Consider the following 26,018-nt stretch of genomic DNA (forward strand, 5'->3'; position numbering starts at 1 on the left):
TCCCGCATGCTTTCACGATCGGCGCTGGCATATTCGAAGAACCATGCGCTCTCCCGCACCGCGCGCAGGCGCGCTCGCCGCCCTCCTCACCGCACTCGCCGTGTGCGCCGGTGACGCCGTCGCCCGCGCCTTCCCCTTCGGTCCGCGCACGCGCAGCGTCAACGACCTGGGCAACCAGTTCGTCCCGTACCACGCCCATCTGTGGGACCTGCTCCACGGCCGGGCCGACGGCGGGCTGTGGCTCAACTGGCAGTCCGGGTACGGCACCAGCTTCCTGCCGGACCTCGGGACCTATCTGACCAGCCCCTTCGCCCTGCTGGTGGGGCTCTTCCCCCGCGATGACATCGATCTCGCGGTCTATGCGATCACCGTCCTGAAGATGGCCTCGGCCTCGGCGGCGATGGCTGGTCTGCTGCTCGCCCAGCGCCAGGGACCGTGGTGGGCGGCGGCGGTGCTCGGCGCCTCGTACGGGCTGTGCGGCTGGGCGGTCGTCGAGGCGTCGTACAACCCGATGTGGCTCGACGGGCTGATCGCCTTCCCGCTGCTGTGCCCGGTCGGCGAGTGGGCGCGGAGCGGGCGGCGCAGGGTCCTGGGGCCGCTGGTCGTCGCCCTCGCCTGGACCGCCAACTTCTACACCGCCTACATGGCGACGCTCGGTGCCGCCCTGGTGCTGCTCGCGCGGCTGGTGGCGGCGCGGGAGACGGGGGCGGTCGGACGGGAGGCGGGGGCCGGGGCGGGGGCGGTCGGACGGGTCGTGGGGGCGGGGACTGGACCTGGCGCGGGGGCCGGGGCGGGGGCGGTCGGACGGGTCGTGGGGCGTGCCGCCGTGGCCGTCCTGATCGGCATCGGACTGGCTGCCCCGGTCCTCGTGCCCGTCCTGCTCGGCTCCCGCCTCGCCTACCCCGGCTGGAGCCGCACCTTCGCGCCCGCCGACTGGTCCGACGTCTTCGCGCGCACGCTGCCCGCGACCTACAGCTTCTTCACCCCGGCGCTGTTCCTCGGCACGGGCGCGCTGCTGCTCGCCTGCGCCCTGGCGTTCCACCGGCGGGTGCCGGCGCGCGAACGGTAGGTCTGGGCCGGCCTGACCGCGGCGGTGGCGCTCTCCCTCCAGTGGGGCCCCACGCACCTGGTGTGGCATGTCTTCGCGACGCCCAACGGCAGCCCGTACCGGCAGTCCTTCGTCCTCGCCGGGGTGGTGGTGCTGACGGCGTGGACCGCCGCGTCGTACGGCTGGCCCGGGCGTCGCGCGCTCCTCGGCGGCGCTGTGGTGCTCGCCCCGGCCTGGGCGGCCGCCGCCACCAGCGAGCTGGTCACGGTGTGGACGTTTCCCCTGGCGGCCGCCGGGCTGGCCACGGCGGTGGGCGGGCTGTTGCTGGCCCGACGCGGGAAGTACGCCGTCGTGGCCGCGCTGCTGGTGGCCGGCTCGCTGGTCGGGCAGGCATCGGCGACCACCGCGTACGCGGACCGGGCACGGCTGGGGCGCCTGGACGACTACCCGGCGTGGGACGGGCGGCACGACGCACGCGCGGCGGCGGTCGCGCGGGTGGACGGATGGCCCCGCTACCGCACCGACCCGGGTCGGCAGCAGCTCACCGGCAACGACCCGCTGCTGGTGGGCGGTCAGGGCGCCGGGTACTACAGCAGCCACACCCCGGAGGTGCTGACGCGGACCCTGGCCTCGCTGGGCGGCGGCTGGACCTCCAACGGGCGGAACCTGCAGAGCCTGGACAACCCGGTCACGGATGCGCTCTTCGCGGTCGGGGCGAGGATCCGTACCGGGGAGGGGCGGCCGCCGGTGGTCGTTCGGGCCGAAGGGGTGCTGCCCCTGGTGACCGTACGGCCTGGCGGGGTGGGTGGGGCGGGTGAGCCTGATGGGGCGGGTGGAGCCCGGCGGGCCGGGCAGCCTCCGCGGCCCGGGGACCATCGCGGCGCGCCGCGCTTCGGCGACTCGCCGTTCCGCAACCAAGAGCTGCTCCTCGGCTCCCCCGTCTACACCCTGCCCGCCGACGGCGTCTGCCCCCTCGGCAGCGAGGTCTTCCTCTGGGCCCCGGACTTCACCGGCACCGCGCGTCTCGGCGACGGCCCCGGCATGGAGCTGCGCGGGGGCCTGCCCAGGAGGCGGGCGGCGATGGCGTCGCTGGGCATCCAGCGGACGGCGGGCACCACGGTCGCGCTCCAGGGCGAGGGGGATGTGCCGGACGAGAACACCGGCTGTCTCGACCGGAAGCGGCTCTCCGCCGCCGTGACCGGGCTGAGGGCGTCCGGCGCGATGACGGTACGGGTCACCGGCAGCGGCATCCGGGCCGTCCTCCCGCCGGGCTCGAAGGGCACAGCGGTGATCGCGGCGCCCCGGATCGCGGGTTGGAGCTGCGACGGAAAGCCGGCCGGCTCGTACCTGGGCCTGGTCGCCGTGGACCTGGGCGAGGCCCGACCGGGCGGAGGGCGGCGCCACGTCGACTGTTCCTTCCGGCCCCCGGGGCTGCGGCTGGGCGCGGGCGCGGGGGTGGTGGCCGCGTTGGCGCTGATCACGGTCGGGGTGGGCGGCGTGCGAAGACGACGGGGCGGCGGAGCGGGGGCGGGGGCTGGGGCGATGGAGGGCTTCGGTGTCGCCGATCCTTCGGCGCGGCGGCCCGAGGGGGGACGGGCGGGCACGGTGACCGAGGGCGCGCCCGGCGCGGTGGGAACGCGCCGGGGGCCGTGACCCAAAGCGCGTCCGGCGCGGTGGGAACGCGCCGGGTGCCATGACACGGGCCGCGTCCGGCCCGGTCGGGACGATCCGTCGCCCGGGTGACACCCAGACTTCACCCGACCAGCACCGTGCCGTGGCCCCCAGGGCGGTTCGCGCGGCGTAGCTTGCCCGCCATGCCCTCACTTCTGAGCAACCGGCTGGCGAAGCGGGTGCTTCGGCCGGCGTTCGCCCTGGTCGAGCAGCGGCTGGAGCGCGCCACCACGTCCTTCCAGACCGACCTCGACGCCCTCCATCACGAGGTGTCCGACCTCCGGCGCCGGCAGTACGGTCTCTCGCTCCTGCTCGACCAGGCGGGGCGGGACGGTGACCGCATGCCCACGGCCGCGCAGTTCGACAGCCTTGTACGGGAGGTGCGGGCCACGACCGGCGACGGAGGTGAGTGCGCCCGCCGGGACCTCACCGTCGCCTACCGGCACCTGGTCGCGCTGGAAGCGCTGGGCGTGGGCAGCCTCGCGGGTTCGCTCTCCGACGTGTGCGGCCGCCTGGCGACCGTGCCGCTGCTCGCCCCGCCGTCCGGCGAGGTCCTCGAGATCGGCACGCTCCACGGCCTGTTCGCGGCGGCGCTGCAGCGCATGCTGCGGCGCGGCGGCATCGGTGCCCGGCTGACGATCGTCGATCCACTGACGGACACCCCGGACCGCGCGGACATCGTGCGCGCGAACCTGGCCCTCGGCGGGGCGGCGGAAACGGACGGATCGCGGGTGGTACGGGGCGACTTCGCGGACCCGGCCGTCCGGGCCACGATCGCCGACCGCCGCTACGGCGTGATCGTCGTGAACGGTGGCCACGACCCGGCCGCGGTCGCGGGCCTGGCCGCCCCGGGCGCGATCGTGGTCACGGGCGGCGGCGACGACCGGGACGGAGAGGGCCAGGACAAGGACCGTCCGGGCACGGCGGAGCTGCGGCGGGTGGGCCGCGTGGCGGACTCGGTGTTCCTGCGCGCCGGAGACGACGCGCGGAGCCGCTAGGGCCCCGGGGCAGCCTCACGACGCGAAGGGCAGGCCTGGCTCCGCCGGTCGGGTCAGCCGCGCATCTGGCGCTGGCGGTCCAGGGCGCGGCGGAGCTCCGCCGGAAGCGGGTGGTACGGCCCATAGGTACGTTCGGTGTCGTACAGCAGGCTCTGCAACTGCTGCTGTGCGCCCGTGTGGTCACCGGTCGCCAGCAGCAACTGCCCGATGCGCCGGCGGATGTCGAAGGCGCGGGCCTGGTCCGTGCCGTTCTGGTGGACAAGGACGACGGGTGCTACTGGGAGCGCGCGAAGGACGCCTCGCACAGCACGGACGCCATCCTCGCGAACAACAACGTGACGGGGACGGCGATCGTGAAGGTCGCGGCGGGGGACGGGTACTTCAAGACGTCCGGCTGCGGCGACTGGGCCAAGACGGGCTGACCGGGGCGCGGGAAAAACAGAGGACCGGGCCGACCGCGAGATGCGGCCGGCCCGGTCCTGTGCGTGCTCGGGTTACTTGACGGGGTCCATGCAGAGGACGAACTTCTCCTGGTCCCACTGCTGCGCCAGGGCCGCCTCGCCGGTCTGACCACAGGCGTTGACGTCGAAGGTGTCGTCGACGACCTTGATGACCTTGAAGTTGGCGTCCTTGTCGCCACACTCCTTGGTCGACACCTCGGGATTGTTCTCCGGCCCGGTCACCCGCACGCAGTCGCCGGCCTGGGCGTGCACGGGCGAGTTGAAGAAGTACGAGATACCGAACTTCACCGCGACGGCGGCGACGAGCAGGGCGACGACCCGAAGGAACTTCTTCGCCTTGCCGCCCTTCTTCGCGGGCTCGGGCGGCACGACGTACCCATGCGCGCCGGGCACCGCGGCACCGTCCGGCCCGACGGGCGGCGGGACCTGCTGGGGGTCGGGGGCGTGGGGCGGGGGCGGGGTGGCCATGAGCGGTTCCTTGGGGGACGTGTACATGATCGAACGCGCGCACGCTACACGCAGGCGCCGACACAAAAGGGACCAGTTCGCAACGTTCCCCAATTCGGTGCGGAGTCGTGATTCTGTCGGCCCGTCAGCCAGGGCTTGCCACTTGGCTCGTGCCCCGGTCTGTCGCGATCCACCACGACCTTGCACCCCGTGCCCGCCGAGCCAGGTCAATAAAGCAGCCCCCGTCGCGTACGCAACGGGGGCTACCAAAATCGCACGCTACCGGCGTCTTTGATGATCAGCGATCACGAACCGGCAGAACCTCGGGATGCATAGGACTCGATGATCCTGGTTTGCTGCTCGATGGCCGCGCGACACCGATCACTGCTTTGCTCATCCTCAAGCGTGACGCGCCCGGTGAGGTGCGACATCAGAACAGCCTCATAGCAGGACGAGAGGATCTCCATCACGTCGTCCGCCGAAACGGAAGCCGTAGCCTCAAAAAGGCGAACGAGCGCCATCATGAACGGTCCGACCGCCGGCCTGACGGGCGCATCAGGAAGCTCGTCGTATCGCGCCAAAAATCCTGCAGCAAACGCAGAATCAAGCTGCCAATCCGAGGGAGAATCCTGGCGAACCCTGATTGCCGATTGAATCAATTCGGCATGTGCCGCAGGGAAGAACTCGCCGATCGGCAGGCCGAGCAATGGAATCGTGGCCTCAACCGCATCCAGTGCGGCGTTGGCCAGTTCCGCACCTTCCAGGCCTTCTAGACTCTCCGCATGCGGCTCAATTTCCTGATCCCAGAGTTCCAACCCACTGCCCTCTCTCCTAATGCCGCAGGTACGGCTTGAACTGCAAGCCGTACCTGCGGAGCATCACGATACTATGCCGAGATTTTTTCTTGGCGCCTATCTACTTCTATCCCATAGCTGAACGCCCGGGTAGTCGTTTCCTCTTGCCGCGCAGTTTTGGCGGCTGGGCCCACAAGCCGGGCGAGAGGAAGCAATTATTCCGTCACCGACATACTCTGCTTCATCTATTGAGTTGAAGAGAATCTGTTCGGCATCAGTATGGACTTGCGGCGTTAGATCGGTCTCGTATACACGCCGATAGCCCAGCTGCTTGGCCATGCTTCGCAACTTCCGGTTCGTCCCGTTATTCGCGACGGAATAGACGAGTTCACCGCCAAGCTGACCTGTCGCGACCGTCGTGCCCTTGTCTGCCCGCGTTCCGACACCGAAGGTGTCGTGAAGCGCCTTTGCATCATCAAGCAGCTTCTGCGGACTGACCGTTGCGGTTGCAGCAGTTCCGTTCGATACGAGACGCCCGTTGCAGTTGTGGACGAGGACAGGAACATCACCCGCCAGCACATGGTACGTGTGCAGGCCGTCCACGCTCAGGTCGTACGTGACGCGCTGCGCCGCGTACGACTTGACCCCGGCGATCGCGGTCAGGCCACCGGCACCGTTCTGGAGCCTCTGGCCCCTCTTGAGGTCCCCCGCCTGGGTCCAGGCGTTGCGGGTGGCCTCGTAGAACTGGTGGTGCTTCGTGGTCTGGATCGTCTTGGGACCGGCCTTCGTGGCGACGACGACATCGACGTAGTCACGGTCGGTCTTGGTGACGATCACCGCCTTGACGCGGTGCTTCTCCTTCTTCTTCTTTCCGGGCTCGGCCGTCAGGACGTAGTCCCCGGCCTTGACCTTCGAGATCGGCTTGGTCGTGCCGTTGGCGAGCAGCACGGCCGTCTTGCCGGTGAAGCTGTGCCGAGTGCCCACTCGACATGTGGTCGGAGCGTCCGGCTGGGCGTCCTGCCTCGTCTGGGGCTTCGCCTTCGGGCCGCGGACGCTGCCCGCGCCGCCGAAGACACCACCCATCGCGGCACCGATCGCCGTGGCCTTCGCCGCGCCGCCGACGCTGCAGCCTTCGGCGCTGCGGACGCAGGACGTGCCGTATTCGACCGCGCCCGTCGCCGCGCCTTCCGCCGCACCGCTGGCCGCTCCGGAGAGGATCCGGCCCGCCGTGCCCGAGAGGAGACGGCCCGCCGCGCCGGCCGCGAAGCCGCCCGCCGCGCCGCCGACGACACCGGTCAGGGCGCCGACGCCGACTGCCATGGCGAAGCCGCCGAGCGTCTTCGGCCCGTCGCTCATCATGTAGCCGACGCCGTTGGCCGCCGCGCCCGCGAGGGCCGCGCAACCGAGGGCGCCGACGCCGGCCGTGATGGCCGTGCAGCCCGCGAAGACCGCGATGCCGACCGCCACGGAGGCGATCGTCGAGGCGTTCTGCTTGACGAAGTTGGCGGTCGCCTTGGCTGCCTTCTTGACGGCTGAGCCGACCTTCTTGGCTGCCTTCACCACCTTCTTCGCCACGTGCTTGACCGCCTTGGCGACCTTCCGCACCGTGTGCTTGACGTGCTTGACGACCTTGTGGACGTACCGTTTGACCCGCTTGTAGGTGCGCTTGACGTAGCGCTTGACCTTTCTGACGCTGTCGTGGACGTACCGCACCGTCTTGCGGACCGCGCGGTAAGCACGGTGCACGGTCTTCTTGACCGCCCGCTTGACGACCACAGCGGCCTTCTTGACCACCGCGGCGGCCTTCTGGACCGTCGCCGTCGTCGCGTGCCACGCCGACTTGACCGTCGTGGTGACCTTGTTCGTGACCTTCTTGAAGGCCTTCTTGATGCTCTCGAACCAGTGACCGGTCGGGTCGACACCCGTCATCGGGTTGGCGTTCGCGTACGCGTAGCGGTTCGCGTTCACCGAGTCCGGCAGCGGGCTGTTGGCCGCCGTGTCACGGCTGTTGAACTGGCCGGTCTGCGGCGAGTACCAGCGCGAGGCCATGTTGACCTTCGCCGTCTCCGGGTCGGTCCAGCCCGACTGGTAGCCCAGCTGGCCGATCATGCCCTGCGACGCCGAGACCTTGCCGAACGGCGAGTACGTCGCCGAGCCGGTCAGTGCCTCGCCCGCGGCGGTGAACTGCCCCACCACGTCGTCGTGCAGATCGGTCAGGGCCAGCACGGCGGAGACCGCCGTCTTCACACCCAGCAGAGAGCCGTCCACATTGCGGCTGTAGGACGTCACACCGTCCGAGGCCACATCGTTTCCGGCACCGCTGTACTGGAAGGAGTACAGCGGACCCGACTGCGGGTCGCTCGCGCTCAGCAGGCGGTCGAGGCCGTCGTACGCGTAGGTGCGCTCGCCCTCGTTGATCACCCGGTTGAAGGCGTCGGCCTTGATCGCGGTGGTCCTGCCACCCTCGTCCGTGACCGAGCTCATCGTGCCGCGCGCGGTGTACGCGTAGCTGCTGTGCCCGTCCGACGTGAGCCGGTTGCGGGCGTCGTAGGTGTACGTGTCGCCGCCCACGCGGGTCCGGTTGCCGGACGCGTCGTAGCCGTAGACCTCGGTCGCCGTCCCGTTGTTCCACGACGACAGGCGGTTCGCCCAGTCGTACGTGTACGTGTTCGTGGACGCGCCCGCGACACCCGTCGTCGTCTTCGACGTCTCGTTGCCGTTCTCGTCCCAGCCGTAGGTGGTGGACGAGAGGACCTTGCCGGTCGGCGAGGTCAGCTTGTCGCTGGTGATCTGCTCCAGGGCGTCGTAGGTGAAGGCCCGCTTGGACTTGCCGGTGCCGTAGTCGATCGACGTGACGTTGTTGTTGACGTCGTAGCCGTAGGTCATCGCGGTGCCGGTGGCGCCGTCGTTGACCGTCTTGAGCCGGCCGGCCGTGTCGTACCCGTAGGACGAGGTGCCGGACGCGTCCGTCCGCGAGGTCAGCGCGCCGTCGCCGTTGTAGGCGAAGGACGAGGCACCCGAGGGGCCGGACGTGGAGAGCAGCTGACCGCGGTCGTCGTAGGAGAAGGTGTTCTTCTCCTCACCGGCGCCCGCGACGGCCGTGACCCGGTCGTCGGCGTCGTAGTCGTAGGTGTGGTCGACCGTGGCGGCCTCCGCACCCGTACCGGACTGCTTGATCAGCCGGCCCTTGACGTCGTACTCCTGGGTGATGACCACGCCGCCGGGAGAGCGCAACTCCTTCGCGCGTCCCGCGCCGTCGTACACCGTGGTGAACGTCCGGTCGGCCGCGTCCGGGTGGGACGGCGTCGACGGTTCGATCACCGACTCCGGCAGCCCCCACGCGTTGTACGTCGTCAGGAACGGATTACCGCGCCCGTCGGTGAAACGCGTCCGGTTGCCCGCCGCGTCGTACCCGAAGGTCGACGTGATCGACTCCGTCGCGGAGACCGGCTCCACCGCGCTGGTCACCAGACCCGTCGCGTCGTACGTGAGCGTGCGGGTGTGACCGCGGTAGTCGGTCACCGACACCGGGTTGCCCGCACGGTCGTAGCCGGCGCTGGTGGTGCGCAGCACCGTGCCCGTCGCGCTCAGGTCGCTCGAGGACGTCAGCTGCCCGAACCCGTCGTACGTGTTCTTCGTGCTGGTGCCGTCCGGGTCCTTCGCGGTGAGGACCTGGCCGTCCATGTCGTAGGTGAACGTGGACTTGTTGCCGGCGCCGTCGGTCGCCTCGGTGACCTCGCCCAGGGCGTTGTACGCGTACGACTGCGTGACCCCGGTCGGGGACACGGTCCGGGACAGCTCGCCGCCCGGGGCGTTGTACTCGTTGATCGCCGTGAGCGCCCGCTGCGTGGGCTGGCGCACGATGTCCGTGCTGGTGACCGGTCGTCCCAGGAAGTCCCAGGTGGTCTCCTGCCGGGCGCCGTTCGGCCGGACGGCCGACAGCTGCTCGCCGTTGTTGCTGTACGCGTACTTCGTCGTACCGCCACCGGGTTCCGTGACCGAGGCCAGGGAGCCGAGCTGCGTGTACGTGTAGGTGGTGCGGTTGCCCAGCGGGTCGACTTCGGCGGTGACCTGTCCGAGCCTGTTGTACTCGTTCCAGGACGTGGCCGTGATCGGCGTCGAGGATCCCGGCGCGGTGTAGTTCGGCGCGGTGGTCGAGGACTCCTGTCCCTCCGCGTCGTACGCCGTGACCGAGACGTTGCCGCGCGGGTCGGACGACTCCGTCGGCTCACCGAAGGTGTTGTACCCGGTCATCGACACGGGACGGACGGAGACCGGGGTCCCGCCGTTCTGCTCCGCGTTGACGGCCGGCTCGGTGACGCTGGTCTGCTGACCGGCCTCGTCGTAGCCGTAGTCGGTCGTGTTGCCGTTGGCGTCGGTCACGGTCAGGGGCAGACCGCGCTGGTCCAGCTTCCAGGTGGTGCCGCGGACGGAGCTGCCCGCGGCGGGAAGCGTGCCGCCGTACACGGCGGACACCTGGGAGGCGGTCAGGGCCTCCCCGTAGACCTGGACGTCGTCGAGACCGCCCTTGTGGTTGCCGCCGTTGCCCGTCGCCCCGATCTTGTGACGGCCGAGCTGCAGTGAGCCGGTCGCCTCCCACGGGGTGGTGTACGCCGTCTCCTGGGCGAGCGTGCCGTTGACGTAGAGGCGGATCTTGCCCGCCGTCTTGTCGTAGACACCCGTGAGATGCGTCCAGGTGCCGGCCGTCACCGCCGCCGTGCCGGACATCGCCCGGACCAGCGTGTTGGGTTCGACGTCCTTCACGGCGCGCGCGAACGTCCAGCCGTTCGCCGTCGAGTAGTAGAGCGCGAAACCGTACGACGACGTGCCGTCCTGCGACAGCAGGGTGCGGTTCGTGGTCAGATCGGCCAGCTTGGCCCACACCGACACGGTGAAGTCGTTGCTGGTGCTGACCACCGAGCCGGCCGTCTTCGCCCACGAGGCGGAGTCTCCGTCGAAGACGGCGCTTCCACCCCGGTCGGTGTTCCAGTGCATACCGGTGCCGTGGGTACCGGTGTTGTTGGCGCCCGAGGAGTCGGCGACGGAGAAGCCCGTCGTCTCGTCGAGCTTGTACCGCGCCACCGGAGCCGTGGTCCCGTCGTGGACCGTGGTCCCCGTCAGGTTGCCCAGGTTGTCGTAGCGGCTGTCCTTCGTGGAGCTGTCACCCGTCGTGGGGTCCGTCTCCGTCTCCGACACGACGTTGTCGTCGGGGTCGTAGGAGACCTTCGTCGTCCGGGCGAAGCCGGCCGGGTCGAGGACCGAGGACGTGGTGCGGTCGGCCGCGTCCACCGTGAAGGCGGAGGTGGTCCGGCCGTCGTTGGTCACCTGCTGGATGAGGTTCCCGGCCGCGTCGTAGGTGTTGGCCTGCTCCGTGAACGACTTCCCGGACTGCGGGTCCTTGCGGGCCACGGTCGCCGAGAGGCCGTCGTCGGTGTAGGTGTACGCCGTCACCCAGCCCATCGCGTCGGTGATCGACGCGAGACGGCCGGCGGGGTCGTACGCCCGCGACTCCTGCACCAGGGTCGCCGGCGCCGAGGGGTTGCTCGGGTCGCCGCCGATGTAGTTGAGCAGGTTGGTGGTGAGCGGACGGTTCTCGGCGTCGAAGGTGTAGGTGTTGACGTTCCCCGCGGGGTCCGTCTCCTTGACCTTGTTGCCGTAGACGTCGTACTCGAACGACGTGGTGTCGCCGCCCGGGTCGGTCCTGGTGGCCAGCTGGTTGTACGCGGTGTACGTCATGGTCGTCGTACGGGCCGCGTCTCCGCCGGTCAGGTCGGAGACCGTCTGGGACAGGATGTTGCCGTCGGCGTCGAACCCGGTGGTCGTGCGCGCCTGGTGCACCGCGCCGGTGACCCGGTTGGTGACCGCGGGCGCCGTCTCGGTGACGACCTGGTCGTTCTTGTCGTACGTCTTCGACGTGATCACGCCGCCGGGGTTGGCGTCCGATATCTCGGTCTTGCTCACCTCCCGGCCGAGGTTGTCGTAGGTGAACTTCGCCTTGGCGCCGTTGGCGTCGGTGATCTCGGCGAGATCGCCGTTGGCGAAGTAGGTGTACGACGTCTTCTTGCCACCGGCCGTGATGACCTGGGCCACCAGACCGGCCGGCGCCATGGCGGTGCCGCCCTCCGCCGCCGGGGTGGTGGCGGTGGTGTAGGTCGTGGAGGCCGTGCGGCCGCCCGGGTGTCCGGGCACCGGCGGGGTGGTCACCGCGGTGAGGTTGCCGCCCGCGTCATAGGTGTTGGTGGTCAGATACGTGTTGTCGGTGGGGCCCGAGGAACGGCCGTCGCGCTCGGTGAGCAGCAGGTCGTTGCGCAGGTCCATCGGCGGGAACGCCGTGGTGGCGTCCGGGTAGTACGAGTAGTACGCGGTGGAGCACTTGCCGGCGGCCGTGTCCTGGCAGGTGGTCGTGGAGACCGTGTTGCCGCGGATGTCGTGGCCGGTGACGGCGCGGTTGCCGTTGGCGTCGGTCACGGTGTGCAGGAAGCCCGCCGTGTCGTAGCCGTAGGTGGTGCGCTTGCCCTCGGTGTCGATCGCGGCGAGCAGACGGTTGCCCATCTCCGCGTCGTACACGTAGGTGAGCGTCTTGTTGCTCGGGTCGGTGAGCTTGACCGTGCGCACGGGGGCGACACCGGAGGACGCCTTGTACGCGGACCAGTGCCGTTCGACGTCGTCGGCGCTCAGCGGGTGGCCGTAGGTCGCGACCTCCGCGATGGAGCCGTTGAAGAAGCTCACGTCACCGGGAGAGCCGTGCCAGTACTTGGCGAAGCCCGCGCCGACGAACGTGCGGCTGTTGGTCTGGTCGGCGGCCGCGCCGCTGAAGTCGGCCTGCTTGACGCCGTCCAGGTACAGGGTCTGCGTGCTGCCCGAGGCCGAGAGGGCCGCGTGGTGCCACTGGTTGTCGTTGACGGAGGCCGTCGAGCCGAAGACCGTGCTGCCGGAGCCGGGAACGCTCCACCAGTGACCGCGGAGCTTGCCGTCGGAGCCCACGAACAGAAGCGGGTTCCAGCTTCCGGTCGGGGTGGCACCGGTCGGCAGGTTCTGCTGGTCGGACAGGATCACACCGGGCGAGCCGGTCTTGAACCAGAGCTCGACCGCGCGCTCACCCGAGGCGTGCCACGGGGTGAACGGGATCTCCGCGTACGACGACGTGCCGTTGAACTGCGCCGCCGTCGCGTCGCCCGTGCCGAACGGCCCGGCCACACCCTGCGTCACCGTGTTGTACGTGCCGAAGCCGGTGTGCAGTTCGTTCGCGGCCTGCGCCGCGCCCTGGGTGTCGTCCAGGCGCCAGTAGCCGGACGGAGCCGAGCCCATCACGGCCGAGCGGTACACCTGCGAGGAGCCGGTGATCGTGGCCGGGTTGAGCTTCCAGGTGCCGCCGTTGCCGTCGGTGGCCTGGAGGACCAGGTCGTCGGTGGTGCCGTAGGTGACGGAGGCCTGGATCTTGCCGACCGGTGTGGTGATCTTGTTGAGCAGCCCGGCGGACCGCTTGGCGGCCTGGTACTGCGCGCCGATCACGTCCGGGGTGAGCGGCTCGGTGTAGATCGCCGCCTCGGCCAGCTGGCCGGAGAAGTGGCCGAGCTGGTCGGCGGTGTTCATCGCCGGCCAGTTGTGGGTGTTCACACCCGCGCCGAGCGAGATGTACGGGGTGTTCCAGTCCTTGATCTGGCCGGACTTGCTGCCCTGCGAGGCACCGTCCAGGTAGAGGGTCTGGGTGTTGCCCGCGCCGGTGATGACCGCCTGGTGCCACTGTCCGTCGTTGACGGAGGCGGTGGAGGTCATGGTCGTGGTGCACACGCCGGTGGCGAGGCAGCCGCGCAGCTTGCCGTCGGTGCCGACGTACAGCGCCGGGGTGTTGTACGCGGTGGTGCCGACGGGGTCCGCGACGCTCAGCGGCTTGTCGCCGTAGTAGAAGAGGACACCGCCCACCTGGGTGGTCTTGAACCACAGCGAGATGGTCGTGTACGAGGGCGTGGCGCCGGGGGCGCTCGGCATCTCGACGTACGAGGTGGTGCCGTTGAACGTGGCCGTCTTCTGCGTCGAGCCGGCCAGCAGACCGCTGCTGCCCAGGGTCACGTTCCGGTACAGACCGTTGTATTTGCCCTGGTTGGCGTCGACCGTGTCCTTGGTGACGGTCGCGCCCGCGGCCTCACCGAGGCGCCAGTACGCGTACGGGTCGGCGTCCAGCACCGTGGTGCGGTGGTGGTTGCCGGTGGCGTACGTGTAGACGGTGCACTTGGCCCAGTCGGCGGGCGGGCACACCTTGGTGAGCTGGTCACCGGCGTAGCCGTACTGCCAGGTCTGGGCGGTGTTCGGGTCACCGGCCGTCGACGGGTCGGTGGCCACGGTCTCGACGTGCGGGACGGTGGCTCCGGCCGGGGTGGACCAGGCCAGCGTCAGGGAGCGCTGGGACGTGGTGTTGGTGATCTTCGTCAGCTGGCGCGAGGCGTTGTACGTGAACGTCTCGGCGCGGCCCGCGTAGTCGGTGATGCCGGAGATCGCGTACACGCCGGTCTTGCCGGTGACCTGGGTGAAGGAGTAGGCCGTGAAGTCCTTGTCGGTCAGCTTGTAGCCGCCGGTGACGGACTCCAGACGGGCATAGCGGCCCAGCGGGGGCACGAAGGTGCCGTCGCTGTTGCGGCCGAAGGCGACCTGCTCGCCACCCGGGTAGGTGATGGCGACGCTGGTGACCGACCCGGTGCCGTCCTTGGACTCGGCGGCCTTCATGTCGACGACCGTGGACCAGCCGGCGCCGAAGGCGCTGTCGATCCGCGGGTCGATGCTGTTGTACGAGCGGTCGATCTCCAGCGACGGGCCGATGACCGGCACGTCGGCGTCGGTGTCCTCGGTGGTGTAGTTGCCGTCCGAGGGGTCGAACTCATGGCCGTCGGTGTTCTGGGCGAGGCCCGAGGTGACCGGCGGCTGGGGCACCGTGGTGGAGAACCGGCTGGCCGAGTACAGCACCGAGTCGTATCCGTCGGTGACGCTGACGTACCAGGTGTAGTTCTTGCTCCAGGTGAGCTTGCCCGCGGGGACCTTCCAGGAGCGCTCGGCCGTCAGCCCGGAGGTGGCGACGGGCGTGGTGCTCGTGCTGCCGGCGTCGTACACCTCGAAGGAGTACGTCAGCGCCCCGGGCCAATTGTCGGCGTCGCTCGCGTAGACGAGCAGCTCCGGCTGGAGGGTCTTGGTCTGGAAGTTCTCCGGCGGGTACTGGGCGTTGACCTGCGGCTTGGTGTTGGCCGTGTAGGTCAGCTCCAGGGCGGGGCGCCAGGCGGCGGTCGCCGAGTTGTCGGAGTGGAACTTCTTCCAGTGCAGGCCGTCGTTGGTCGGGGCGGTCAGGGCGAGGCCGTAGTTGGCGCCGCCCGTGGCGACCTGGTCGAACCAGGAGGTCGACAGCGCCACCGGCATCTTCACGCCGACGTCGGTACCGCCGTCGGTGTTGGAGCAGGAGGCTCCGGGCGACGGGGTGGTCGAACCGATGGCAGCACCGTAGGTGGGGCCGGGGTAGCTGGTGACGCCCGAGGGGGTCCAGGACTGCGTGATGGGGTGGACCGAGAACGACTCGGGGGTGCAGGTCGCCGACCAGATCGCGTAGACGTTCAGGGTGGCGGCGGAGACCCGCTGCCCCTTGAGCGTGGTGCCCAGCGAGGAGAACTGCAGGAACGAGTTCGTCTTGTTGGTGCCGGAGTCGTACGAGCCGACCTTGATCAGGTTCTCGGCGGAGTGGTCGCCACCGATCGTGTTCTGGGTGTAGGTCGAGTTGCTCGCGGTGATGGTCGGGTCGACGGTCACCGGGTAGACGCGCTCGGGGTCGTCCAGCCACTTCCGGTCGGCCGTCATCCGCAGCGCGGGCTTGCCGTCCACGGTCGTCAGCGCGTAGGTCACGGCCCGGGAGCGGGCCGCGTCACCGGAGCGCGGGTCGACGGTCGAGTCCTCCATGAAGGCGTGCGGGATGGTGGCGGTCACCTTGCCGTCGGCGTCGGTGAACTCCACGTCGCCGTCGTCCGCGAGGCGCGGCGTGAGGCCCTTGAGGTCCAGCGGGAAGATCCAGGAGTTCCCGGCCTCAGCGGAGCGCAGGACGAGGTTCTCCTTGAAGCCCTCGGCGAGCGGGACCAGCTCCAGGTCGGTCCGGGGCAGGACGCCCGCGTAGCTGAGGGTGCCGTTGGCCGCGACGGTGGGCACGGCCTTCGTGGCGCCGCGCAGCGCGTACGCGAGCGAGCGGCCGGAGCCGAAGTCGACGGAGGCGAGCTGCTGGTCGGCCGCGGTGGTCGCGAACTCGACGTCGAGGGAGTTGGACCGCTCCTGGAGCCGTCCGTCCTTGTCGGCGACGAGGCGGGTGTCGATCGGCTTCCAGGTGCCGTCGCCGTCCTTGAAGTTGGCGCGGCCGGCGAAGTGGCGGACCGTGGTGGAGCCGTCGGCGTTGACGTAGAGGTCCGACGTGGCCGTGGACTTCTTGGCGTCACGCTTGCTGGTCCGGGCGTCGAAGCTCTTCGCCGTGCCCCGGGCCTTGCCCGTGGTGGACGTGCCGGGGGTGTCGACGTACCGCTTGTACGGGTCGAGCTCGCCCTTGCCCTTGCCGGGCTTGCGGCCGGCGCGGCCCTCGGTGCTGGTGGCGTCGGACGAGGCGTGGTGACTCTTGCCCCGGGCGGTGCCGCCGCGCTGGTCGGGGGTGTCCAGCGGGGACTTGTTGGCCCAGTCCAGCAGGCCGGATATGGACAGTTCGGGCATGCTCAGCGCGGGCAGGGTGGCACCGGTGGCCGCCGCTGTCTCGGTGGTGAGCATGAAGGAGAAGAAGAACAGGACGGAAAGAGCCGTAGCCCTCGCTCTGCGTCTGCCGGTGCGACCCGGTGGAAAGAGGCGAGGGCTACGGACCCAACGAACGCGCATGGGCGAGCCTTTACTTACACGATGCTTACAAGAGCTTCGCGAGCCTGCCTGATGCGCATACACAAGTGCTAGCCGAGATCAGCGGCTTTGCTCGATCTTTACCCAACACGCTGAAGAGACGCTTGAGCGTTACGCTTTTGCTGCCTTGACGGCTTGCCGGATGGCCTCCGCGACGGCCTCCTGGAGCCCGTCGCCGGACTTCGCGACCGTGACATTTCCGGCAGTTGACGCCCCGTCGACCACGACGAATCGCGCCTTCGGGTACTGCTTCGCCCCGTTTTGCGTCACTTCCACCTGAGGGGCGCCGACCGCGAGCACGACCTCGCACTGGCGCTGCATCAGGCCGTTGAAGAACGGGCGGGCGTTGGCCGCCGACCGCTCCCCCATGACGGGTACGAAGGTGACCCGGGCGCGGGTCTCCAGGGACGCCTTCTGCATCCCCTCCCACACCGGAGCGGCAGCGGACCCGGAGACGATGCCCTTCTCGTCCGTCAGCAGGCAGGCGTCGAAGTCCATGTACTGCCGCGCCCGCGGGTCCGGAGGGCCGTCCTGCTTCCCGCCGACGAACAGCCACACGCCCACCAGCCCCAGGACCAGCACCGCGGCACTGGCCGCGGCCCACCCCCGGCGGCCCCGCAGCGCGGCGGCGGTCGCGGCCAGCACCTGGGCAACTCCCGTGCCGGATCCGCTTTCCTCGGTGTTCGCCTGATTTCTCCACGTACGTCTGGTCTTCATCGCGCGTCGTCCGCCTGCCGCTTGAGGAGCAGGCAGTGCGCCGAGGCCCCGAGCGTGGACACGAACAGCAGCAGGACGTCGGCGGCGAACTGCGCGCCGTGGGTCTCGTCCGGCGTGAGCGCGATCTGGAACGCCCAGGCGACCGACACGGCGGTGAAGACCACGGCGGCCAGCCAGTCGGCACGCCCGCCCCGCCGCCAGGCGAGGACCAGCGACGGCACGGCACCCAGCAGCCCGAGGCTCAGGACCGGCACGACCGCCAGCAGGACCCGGGGAAGCGGGCCGGGTGCGGCGTTCCTCTCGGGGAGGGCCACATTTTCAGTGGCGACGGCGTCCTTCACGTTCGGCTACCTCTCGGAATGTATGACTACGGTTGTGGAGACGCCGTACGGTACATCCCGCGGGGCCGTGGGTCAGCCCCGGGTTCCCTCAGCCGCCGCACTGCTCGAGCATCATCCGCTTGTCCGCCGCGGTCACCGGCATCTCGTACTTGACGGCGACCTGGGCGAAGCGGACCGCGTACGCGCACCTGACCTGCTTGTTCGGAGGGAGCCAGGACGCGGGCCCCGAGTCGCCCTTGGAGGAGTTGGCGCGGCCCTGGACCGGGATCAGATTGAGCACGTCGTTGGCGAGCTGCTCGCGCTTGCTCTTCGGCCAGTGCGACGAACCCATCTGCCAGCTGTACGACAGTGGCACCACGTGGTCTATCTGCACCTCGGAGGCCTGCTGCTTGCGCCACTCGATGGTCGTCCCGGTGTACGGGTCGTGCAGTGTCATGGCGATGGCCACACAGTCGGAGCCGGCTCGGAAACGAAGATTCTGACCATCGCGACGAATGAGATCATTTCGGGTGTCGCACCCATTCCTCGCGAGCGGCACCCCGTCGGCCGTGTCCATCCACGCGTGGCCGAACTTGTCGCGGTCGTAGCCCGTCTTGGGGCCACGGCCCCTCGTCGCGAGGGTGCCGATGAGCTCACGGCCCTTGGCCTCGTCCCCGCCCGGGGCTATGGGCGCGAGGCCCGGCTTCGTCCCGTCCGGGTTCACCAGGGGGCTCACCGCGGGCCCGTAGGATCCGCCCCCGCGCGCACCGGACGCGGGTCCGTCCGTCCCGAGGGACTCGCATCCCGACGCCGAGGACGCGACGGCCGCGGCGGTCAGCAACGCGAGCAGGGCCCGGTGCGTACGGCCTCGTCCCCCGATGTCCGGCTTCCCGCCCCTGTCGGTACGCACAGAACCCCACCCCGCCCATGTCGTCGCACACGCCGTCAGAACCGCTTACCCCGCAGCGAAGGATAGAGACCGGCCGGAACCGGCCTCGGAACCAGGCCGAGGCCGTGGCGGCCGCCGCCGGCCGATGGCTCGCCGAGCGGAATCGGGAGGGGGCGCGTAGCGTCGAATGCGCCGTATGTCCCCTCCCTAAGGAGACACACATGGGGATTTTCGACCGGTTCAAGGGCCAGGGGCGTCACAAGGCCAAGGACATGTCCGACGCCGCTGAGCAGAAGATCAACGAGAGGACCGGCAACAAGTACTCCGACAAGGTCAACGAGGGCCAGGAGCAGATGGAGCGCAGGCTCGGCATGCCCGACAAGCCTGAGCAGCCTCCGACCTGATCCGGCACACTCGTCGCCCGTCCGCGGAGAGCCTCCGGGCCTCCGCGGACGGGCCCGCGCCGAGCCGCCCCGACCGCCACGCGTCTCACACCTTGCCGATCCCCAGGGTGTTGACGGCCGGCAGCAGTCCGGACGAGATCATCGCCAGCCACGGTTCGCCGAGCAGGTCGGCGAGCCGTGCGGTGGCGTCCGCGCCGAGCGCGGCCCAGGGTCCGGCGGCCAGTTCGTCCGTGTGGCGCTCGATCCGCTCGCGCAGCGCACGCCCGGCCCCGGTGGCCGTGCCGTCCTCGCTCAAGAGCCCCCGGTCGGTCAGCCGCTCCCGCGCGGCCGCCCACTCCTTCTCGCTCCAGCCCCGGCTCGCGAAGACCTCCACCGGCGCGGCGCCGATCGCCGCGAAGGAGACCAGCGACTCGACGGGGTCGAGCCCGGCCGACGCCAGGGCCTCCACATGGCCGTCGCCGCGGTGTTCGCGCAGGATCGTGGCGGCCTGCCAGAGGACCAGGTGCGGCGCGTCGGGCCAGGCCAGAGCCGCGTTGGCGGCTGCGAGGCGCCGTCCGGTGACCACCGCCGCCTCGGCGGCGCGACGGGCGAGCGCCGCGGCCCCGGCGATCGCCGGGGAGTCGACGGCGTCCCCGAGGATCGCCCGGTAGGCGCGGTCCACGGCCCGCAGCCGGGCGGCGAGTACGTCGGTGGGTGCCGCGACCCGCCAGGCCCGCGGCACATAGCGGGCGACCACGTCCTGGCTGAAGCTGTGGAAGGCCTTGGTCACGGCTTCCGTGCCCACCTCGCCCAGGGGGGCGGCGCGCCAGGCGAAGTAGCTCGGCCAGCGTTCGTCGGTCCCGTAGCCGAGGGCTGACGCCTCCTCGAAGGACTCGGGTGCGTAGTACAGGACGGCGTGCAGGGGTTCCAGCAGGTGCCACATCTGCCGTACGCGCCCCACGTCCACGCCGGCCCCACCCTGTTCGCCGAGCTGTCCGACCCCGCCGATCCCGTCCTGCTCGCCGACCTCGTTCATGACGCCCTCCTCCGCGCTGCCGCATCTTGACACTGACAAGATTGACCCGACCGGGTGAACTTGTCAATGCCTAGATTCGGCGTAGGCTGGAGTTCATGACCAGTCCGCGCTCGTACCACCACGGCGATCTGCGGCGGTCCGTGCTCGCCGCCGCCCTCGACGTCATCGCCACCGAGGGTCCGTCCGCCCTGAGCCTGCGCGACCTGGCCCGGCGCGCCGGTGTCTCCCACGCCGCCCCGGCCCACCATTTCAAGGACCGCGCGGGGCTGCTCACCGCGGTGGCCACCGAGGGCTTCGACCTCCTGGCCGAGGCCCTCGGCGAGGCCGCGGACCTGCGGGACGCCGGCGTCCGCTACGTCCGCTTCGCGACCCAGCACCCCGCGCACTTCCAGGTGATGTTCCAGCCGGACCTGCACCACCCCGACGACCCCGGGCTCCTGGCCGCCAAGTCCCGCGCCGCCGAACGGCTGCGCGCCGGTGTCACCGGGGTCCCCGCCGAGGGCCGGGGCCCCGACGCCCGTACGGCGGGAGTCGCGGCCTGGTCCCTGGCCCACGGGTTCGCGACGCTGCTGCTCAGCCACAACCTGGAGGAACCGCTGGGCGACCGGGACCCCGGGGAAGTGTTCCGGTCGCTCACCGCGTTCCTGTTCCGAGCCGACGCCTCTGCCCCCGGAGATCCGTGATGACCACCGAGAACCCGGACACGCAGCACACCTGGGAGCCGACCGCCGCCGGAGTGATCCGGCTGCCCTCCGGGCGTCTGGTCCGGGGACGCGGCCTGCGCCTGCCGCTGCCGCCCGGCCCCACGCCCGACTTCGGCGTCTATCTGCTCGGCAGGAAGCCGCCCGAGATGCCGTGGGAGTCGGTCTGGCTGCACTGGCCCGACTTCTGGCTGCCCAGCAGCCGCACGACGGCCCGCGCCGTCTTCGGTGAGGCCCTGGACCGGGCGGCCACCGAGCGCGTCGAGTTCGTGTGCGGCGGCGGTCGCGGACGAACGGGCACGGCTCTTGCCTGCCTCGCCGTCCTCGACGGCGTCCCCGCCGACGAGGCGGTGACCTACGTACGGGAGAACTACAACTCCCAGGCCGTCGAAACCCCCTGGCAGAAGAGGTACGTCCGGCTCTTCGCCCCGTGACGTTCCAAGTCCCCCGGGAATAGCGGAAGTCGACCCCCGCTTGTACGTGTCGCCTGCACGTGATCACCGGGGATGGGCGCCGGACGTACAAGGGGGAAGACGCATGACATCGACTCGTTCCATACAGCGCGCGGGGGTCGCGCTGCTCGCCGCGACAACTCTGCTCGCGCTTCCGGTCGTCGGCGCGGAGGGCTCGACCGCGGGCTCCGGCGCCGTGGCGGCCGCGTACAAGGGCGGTTCCTGGCAGGGCGCCTGGGCCACCTCGCCGCAGTCGCCGACCGCGCCCTTCGGGCCGAACTGGTCCGAGCAGGGCTTCTCCCAGCAGACCGTCCGGCAGGTCGTCCGGGTGAGCAAGGGCGGCACCAAGGCCCGTATCGAGCTGTCCAACCGCTACGGCACGACGCCCCTGCGGATCACCGGCGCGACGGTGGCCCGTACCGACAAGGGCGCCTCGGTGCGGGCCGGTTCGGTGCGGCAGCTGACCTTCGGCAAGGGACGGTCCGTCACCGTCCCGGTCGGCGGCAGGATCACCAGCGACGGCGTGCCGTTCGACGTCGAGGCGCTGGAGTCGGTGACCGTCACGCTGTATCTGGCCGCCCCGACCGGGCCCGCCACCTTCCACACCTTCGCCGGGGCCACCAGCTACCGCGCGCAGGGCGACCACCGCTCCAACCGCGACGGTGCGGCGTTCACGGAGACCAGCGACTCCTGGTACTACCTGACCGGGGTCGAGGTCAGCGGGGACAGGTCGGCGCGCCGGAACGGCGTGGTGGCCTTCGGTGACTCCATCACCGACGGCGTCGGCTCCACACCGAACGCCAACAACCGCTACCCCGACGAACTGGCCGAGCGCCTCGCCGCCGCCGGGAAGCCCCGCAGCGTCCTCAACCAGGGGATCGGCGGCAACCAGGTCGTCAACGACACGACCTGGGCCGGCGAGAAGGGCATCGCCCGCTTCAAGAAGGACGTGCTCAGCGAGCCGGGCGTCGGCACGGTCATCGTGCTCGAGGGCATCAACGACATCGGCGGCAGCGGTCCCGCCTACCCGGGCGGCCCCACCCCCGAGGTCTCGGTCGAGAAGCTGATCGAGGGTCACCGGGCGCTGATCCGTCAGGCGCACGCCAAGGGCATCAAGGCGATCGGCGCCACCCTCACGCCGATCAAGGGCTCGTTCTACGACGACACGGCGAAGGTCAACGAGACCAAGCGCGACGCGTTCAACCACTGGATGCGCACCTCGGGCGAGTACGACGCGGTCGTCGACTTCGACCGTGCCGTCGCCGACCCCGCCGACCCGGACCGGATCCTCCCGGCCTACGACTCGGGCGACAAGCTGCACCCGAGCGACGCCGGATACCGCGCGATGGCCGAGGCGCTGGACCTTGACGCGCTCTGATCCCACCGGCACCACGGCCGAGGCCGGTCACGCCCCTCGCGGGCGCGACCGGCCTCGGTCCGTTCTCTCCCGGCCCGTTCGGGCGCGAGCGCTACGAGCCCGGTGCTACGACCCGAGGATCGTCGTCAGGAACTCGCCCGTCCACGCCAGCAGTTCGCGCCCGACCACCGGCTTGCCGCCGATCTTCCCCGCCGTCGGGCGCGGAACCAGGATCTGGTGGACGGCCGGCTTGATGACCGTACGCGGATACAGCCGCTTCAGCCGCAGCTCCTGCGACTCGCGCAACTCCACCGGCGCGAAGCGGATGTTCGGCCCCTGCAGGACGATCTCACCGACGCCGCACGCCCGGGCCAGCATCCGCAGACCCGCCACGAGCAGCAGGTTCTCGACCGGCTCCGGCAGCTTGCCGTAGCGGTCGGTGAGCTCCTCGCGGACGGCCTTGATGTCCTCCTCGGAGTTGGCGGAGGCGATCGCGCGGTACGCCTGCAGACGCAGCCGCTCGCCCGGCGCGTAGTCGTGCGGGACGTGCGCGTCGACCGGCAGCTCGATCTTCACCTCCAGCGGCGGCTCCTCCTCCACACCGCCCTCCAGCGAGGCCCGGTAGTCCGCCACCGCCTCGCCGACCATGCGGACGTAGAGGTCGAAGCCGACACCGGCGATATGGCCGGACTGCTCGCCGCCCAGCAGGTTGCCCGCACCGCGGATCTCCAGGTCCTTCATCGCCACGTACATGCCCGCGCCCATCTCGGTGTGCTGGGCGATCGTGGCGAGGCGCTCGTGCGCGGTCTCCGTCAGCGGCTTCTCCGGCGGGTAGAGGAAGTACGCGTACCCGCGCTCACGGCCACGACCGACCCGGCCGCGCAGCTGGTGCAGCTGCGACAACCCGAAGTTGTCGCCGCGTTCCACGATGAGGGTGTTGGCGTTGGAGATGTCGATGCCGGACTCGACGATCGTCGTGGAGACCAGCACGTCGAACTTCTTCTCCCAGAAGTCCACGACGACCTGCTCCAGCGCCTGCTCCGACATCTGCCCGTGGGCGATCGCGATCCTGGCCTCGGGAATGATGTCCCGCAGGCGCGCCGCGGCCCGGTCGATGGACTCGACGCGGTTGTGGATGTAGAAGACCTGCCCCTCGCGCAGCAGTTCACGGCGGACCGCCGCGCCGATCTGCTTCTCCTCGTACGGGCCGACGAAGGTGAGCACCGGGTGGCGCTCCTCCGGCGGGGTGGTGATCGTCGACATCTCGCGGATGCCGGTGACCGCCATCTCCAGGGTGCGGGGAATGGGCGTGGCGGACATCGTCAGGACGTCGACGTTGGCGCGGAGCTTCTTCAGCTGCTCCTTGTGCTCCACACCGAAGCGCTGCTCCTCGTCGACGATGACCAGGCCCAGGTCCTTGAACTTCGTCTCGGAGGAGAAGAGCCGGTGCGTGCCGATGACGATGTCGACGGCGCCTTCACGCAGGCCCTCCAGCGTCGCCTTCGACTCGGTCTCCGACTGGAAGCGGCTGAGGGCGCGGACGTTCACCGGGAACTGCGCGTACCGCTCCGAGAACGTGCCGAAGTGCTGCTGCACGAGCAGGGTCGTCGGCACGAGGACGGCGACCTGCTTGCCGTCCTGGACCGCCTTGAAGGCCGCGCGGACCGCGATCTCCGTCTTGCCGTAGCCCACGTCGCCACAGATCAGCCGGTCCATGGGAACCGTCTTCTCCATGTCCTCCTTCACCTCGGCGATGGTGGACAGCTGGTCGGGGGTCTCCACGTACGGGAAGGCGTCCTCCAGCTCGCGCTGCCAGGGGGTGTCGGGACCGAAGGCGTGGCCGGGCGCCGCCATGCGGGCCGAGTACAGCTTGATCAGGTCCGCGGCGATCTCCTTGACCGCCTTCTTCGCGCGCGCCTTCGTCTTCGTCCAGTCGGCGCCACCCAGCCGGTGCAGCGTCGGCGCCTCTCCGCCCACGTACTTGGTGACCTGCTCGAGCTGGTCGGTCGGGATGTACAGCCGGTCGCCGGGCTGGCCGCGCTTGGCGGGGGCGTACTCCACCAGCAGGTACTCGCGGGTCGCGCCCTGGACCGTGCGCTGCACCATCTCGATGTACCGGCCGACGCCGTGCTGCTCGTGCACGATGTAGTCGCCGACCTCCAGGGTCAGCGGGTCGATGGTCTTGCGGCGCCGGGTCGGCATCCGCTGACCGTCCTTGCCGGCGGCCTTCTGTCCGGACAGGTCCGTCTCGGTCAGCACAGCCAGTTTCAGGCCCGGGTCGATGAAGCCGTAGTCGATCGAGCCGCACGCGACATGGACGACCGACGGGACGATGTCCCTGAGGTCTCCGTCGAGGCGGGCGGCGATGCCCTCACCGCCGAGGACCTCGACGGTACGGGCCGCCGGGCCGTGCGCCTCGGTCACATAGACCGTGCGCCAGCCGTCGGCGAGCCAGCCCTTGGTGTCGGCGAGGGCCCGCGCGGTGTCACCCCGGTACGTCTCCGGGGCGTGCATGCCGAGTTTCACGGTGGCGTCGTCGAGGCTCTCATCGGCCGCGAAGGGCGAGACCGACCACCACATCATGCCCAGCTCGCGCGCCCTGTCCCGGACGTCCGCGATGCCCCACAGGGACGCCGCGCCGACGTCGATGGGGGCGTCACCGCCCCCCGCGGTCGCCGCCCACGAGGCCTGGAGGAACTCCTGCGACGTCGCCACCAGGTCGGCCGCCCGCGTCCGCACCCGCTCCGGGTCGCAGACCACGGCCATGGACCCGGCCGGCATCACGTCGAGCAGCAGCTCCATGTCGTCGACGAGCACCGGCGCGAGCGACTCCATGCCCTCGACGGCGATGCCCTCGGCGATCTTGCCGAGCAGTTCGCCGAGCTCCGGGTGGAGCTCGGCGAGAGCGGCCGCCCGCCCCCGCACCTGGTCGGTCAGCAACAGCTCACGACAGGGCGGCGCCCACAGCCCGTGCTCGGCGATCTCCAGGGACCGCTGGTCGGCGACCTTGAAGTACCGGATCTCCTCGATGTCGTCGCCCCAGAACTCGATCCGGAGCGGGTGTTCCTCGGTCGGCGGGAAGACATCGAGGATGCCGCCGCGCACGGCGAACTCGCCGCGCTTCTCGACCAGCTCGACCCGCGCGTACGCGGCCGCCGCGAGCCCCTCGACGATCGCGTTCAGATCGGCGCTCTCCCCGCTGCGCAGGGCGACGGGTTCCAGGTCGCCGAGGCCCTTGACCTGCGGCTGGAGCACGGAGCGTACGGGCGCCACGACCACCGACACCGGGCCGGCGGCCGGGTCGTCCTTCGAGGGGTGCGCCAGCCTGCGCAGCACCGCCAGGCGGCGGCCGACGGTGTCGGAGCGCGGCGAGAGCCGCTCGTGCGGCAGGGTCTCCCAGGAGGGATAGTCGACAACGGTGTCCGGGTCGAGGAGGCTGCGCAGGGCCGCCGCCAGGTCCTCGGCCTCCCGGCCGGTGGCCGTCACGGCGAGCACCGGCCGCCCGGAGTCGCGGGCCAGCGCGGCGATGGCGAAGGGACGGGCGGCCGGGGGTCCGACCAGGTCGACATGGTGCTGATGACCGTCGGCCGCGGCCTTCACCGCCCCGGTGAGCGCCGGATCACGTACTACGGCGTCGAGCAGACCGTACAGACTCATGAAGGACATCCATCCGGGATTCCGAGGGGCGGGCAACGCGAACCGCCCGACACGTCGAACGGGCCGGGGGTTCCCAGACTACGCCCAGACCTCGTGCGTCACCCTGTCAACCCGGTCGCCCCGTCCGGCACGGGAAAACGGCCCCGGTGAGCGTGGAGGACGCTCACCGGGGCCGTGTTCCCACGGTA

General features: G+C 70.4%; 13 protein-coding genes and 2 pseudogenes. 6 read left to right on the forward strand and 9 right to left on the reverse strand.

Going from position 1 to position 26,018, the window contains the following annotated elements:
- Positions 1-43 precede the first annotated feature (43 nt).
- Positions 44-2,701, forward strand: a pseudogene (locus tag ACZ7J0_RS22250) (YfhO family protein).
- Positions 2,702-2,862: 161 nt separating this feature from the next.
- A complete protein-coding gene (locus ACZ7J0_RS22255; protein WP_470889908.1) occupies positions 2,863-3,717 on the forward strand; it encodes a class I SAM-dependent methyltransferase in 855 nt (284 codons plus the stop codon).
- 53 nt (positions 3,718-3,770) lie between these two features.
- Here the strand turns inward: ACZ7J0_RS22255 and ACZ7J0_RS22260 are convergent.
- The 7 genes and pseudogenes from ACZ7J0_RS22260 to ACZ7J0_RS22290 form a co-directional block, all read right to left on the reverse strand.
- Positions 3,771-3,965: pseudogene (locus ACZ7J0_RS22260) on the reverse strand (serine/threonine protein kinase); the annotation flags it as partial.
- Positions 3,966-4,211: 246 nt separating this feature from the next.
- Positions 4,212-4,646, reverse strand: a complete 435-nt coding sequence (locus ACZ7J0_RS22265; protein WP_470889910.1) for an LppU/SCO3897 family protein — start codon at positions 4,644-4,646, stop codon at positions 4,212-4,214.
- Positions 4,647-4,930: 284 nt separating this feature from the next.
- On the reverse strand, positions 4,931-5,440 hold the full coding sequence (locus ACZ7J0_RS22270) for a hypothetical protein (RefSeq protein WP_470889912.1): 510 nt from the start codon (positions 5,438-5,440) through the stop codon (positions 4,931-4,933).
- A 96-nt stretch (positions 5,441-5,536) separates the two neighbouring features.
- A complete protein-coding gene (locus tag ACZ7J0_RS22275) occupies positions 5,537-16,195 on the reverse strand; it encodes a LamG-like jellyroll fold domain-containing protein (RefSeq protein ID WP_470889913.1) in 10,659 nt (3,552 codons plus the stop codon).
- Positions 16,196-16,429: 234 nt separating this feature from the next.
- Positions 16,430-17,035 carry a type 1 periplasmic-binding domain-containing protein gene (locus ACZ7J0_RS22280; protein WP_470889915.1) on the reverse strand — a complete coding sequence of 202 codons (606 nt, stop codon included), beginning with the start codon at positions 17,033-17,035 and terminating at the stop codon, positions 16,430-16,432.
- Positions 17,032-17,376, reverse strand: a complete 345-nt coding sequence (locus ACZ7J0_RS22285) for a hypothetical protein (RefSeq protein WP_470889917.1) — start codon at positions 17,374-17,376, stop codon at positions 17,032-17,034. The genes ACZ7J0_RS22280 and ACZ7J0_RS22285 overlap by 4 nt, the downstream gene beginning before the upstream one ends.
- 88 nt (positions 17,377-17,464) lie before the next feature.
- Positions 17,465-18,205, reverse strand: a complete 741-nt coding sequence (locus tag ACZ7J0_RS22290; RefSeq protein WP_470890103.1) for an HNH endonuclease family protein — start codon at positions 18,203-18,205, stop codon at positions 17,465-17,467.
- 260 nt (positions 18,206-18,465) lie between these two features.
- Here ACZ7J0_RS22290 and ACZ7J0_RS22295 point away from each other — a divergent pair, with 260 nt between their 5' ends.
- A complete protein-coding gene (locus ACZ7J0_RS22295; RefSeq protein ID WP_468710316.1) occupies positions 18,466-18,648 on the forward strand; it encodes an antitoxin in 183 nt (60 codons plus the stop codon).
- 85 nt (positions 18,649-18,733) lie between these two features.
- Here ACZ7J0_RS22295 and ACZ7J0_RS22300 read toward each other — a convergent pair whose 3' ends face one another.
- The gene (locus ACZ7J0_RS22300) at positions 18,734-19,570 is read right to left on the reverse strand and encodes an SCO6745 family protein (protein WP_470890105.1); all 837 of its coding nucleotides are present in this window, start codon (positions 19,568-19,570) and stop codon (positions 18,734-18,736) included.
- A gap of 188 nt (positions 19,571-19,758) precedes the next feature.
- Here ACZ7J0_RS22300 and ACZ7J0_RS22305 point away from each other — a divergent pair, with 188 nt between their 5' ends.
- The 3 genes from ACZ7J0_RS22305 to ACZ7J0_RS22315 all read left to right on the forward strand — a co-directional run bounded on the left by ACZ7J0_RS22305 (position 19,759) and on the right by ACZ7J0_RS22315 (position 22,194).
- Positions 19,759-20,346 carry a TetR/AcrR family transcriptional regulator gene (locus tag ACZ7J0_RS22305; RefSeq protein ID WP_470889919.1) on the forward strand — a complete coding sequence of 196 codons (588 nt, stop codon included), beginning with the start codon at positions 19,759-19,761 and terminating at the stop codon, positions 20,344-20,346.
- A complete protein-coding gene (locus ACZ7J0_RS22310) occupies positions 20,346-20,798 on the forward strand; it encodes a phosphatase domain-containing protein (RefSeq protein WP_470889921.1) in 453 nt (150 codons plus the stop codon). The genes ACZ7J0_RS22305 and ACZ7J0_RS22310 overlap by 1 nt, the downstream gene beginning before the upstream one ends.
- A 103-nt stretch (positions 20,799-20,901) precedes the next feature.
- Positions 20,902-22,194 carry an SGNH/GDSL hydrolase family protein gene (locus ACZ7J0_RS22315; protein WP_470889923.1) on the forward strand — a complete coding sequence of 431 codons (1,293 nt, stop codon included), beginning with the start codon at positions 20,902-20,904 and terminating at the stop codon, positions 22,192-22,194.
- 105 nt (positions 22,195-22,299) lie between these two features.
- On the opposite strand, the gene mfd is transcribed toward ACZ7J0_RS22315, so the two are convergent.
- Entirely contained in the window at positions 22,300-25,830 is a 3,531-nt protein-coding gene (gene mfd / locus ACZ7J0_RS22320) for a transcription-repair coupling factor (protein WP_470889925.1), read from the reverse strand.
- Between the last annotated feature and the right edge of the window lie 188 nt (positions 25,831-26,018).

The organism is Streptomyces sp. NPDC038280, assembly GCF_055600045.1.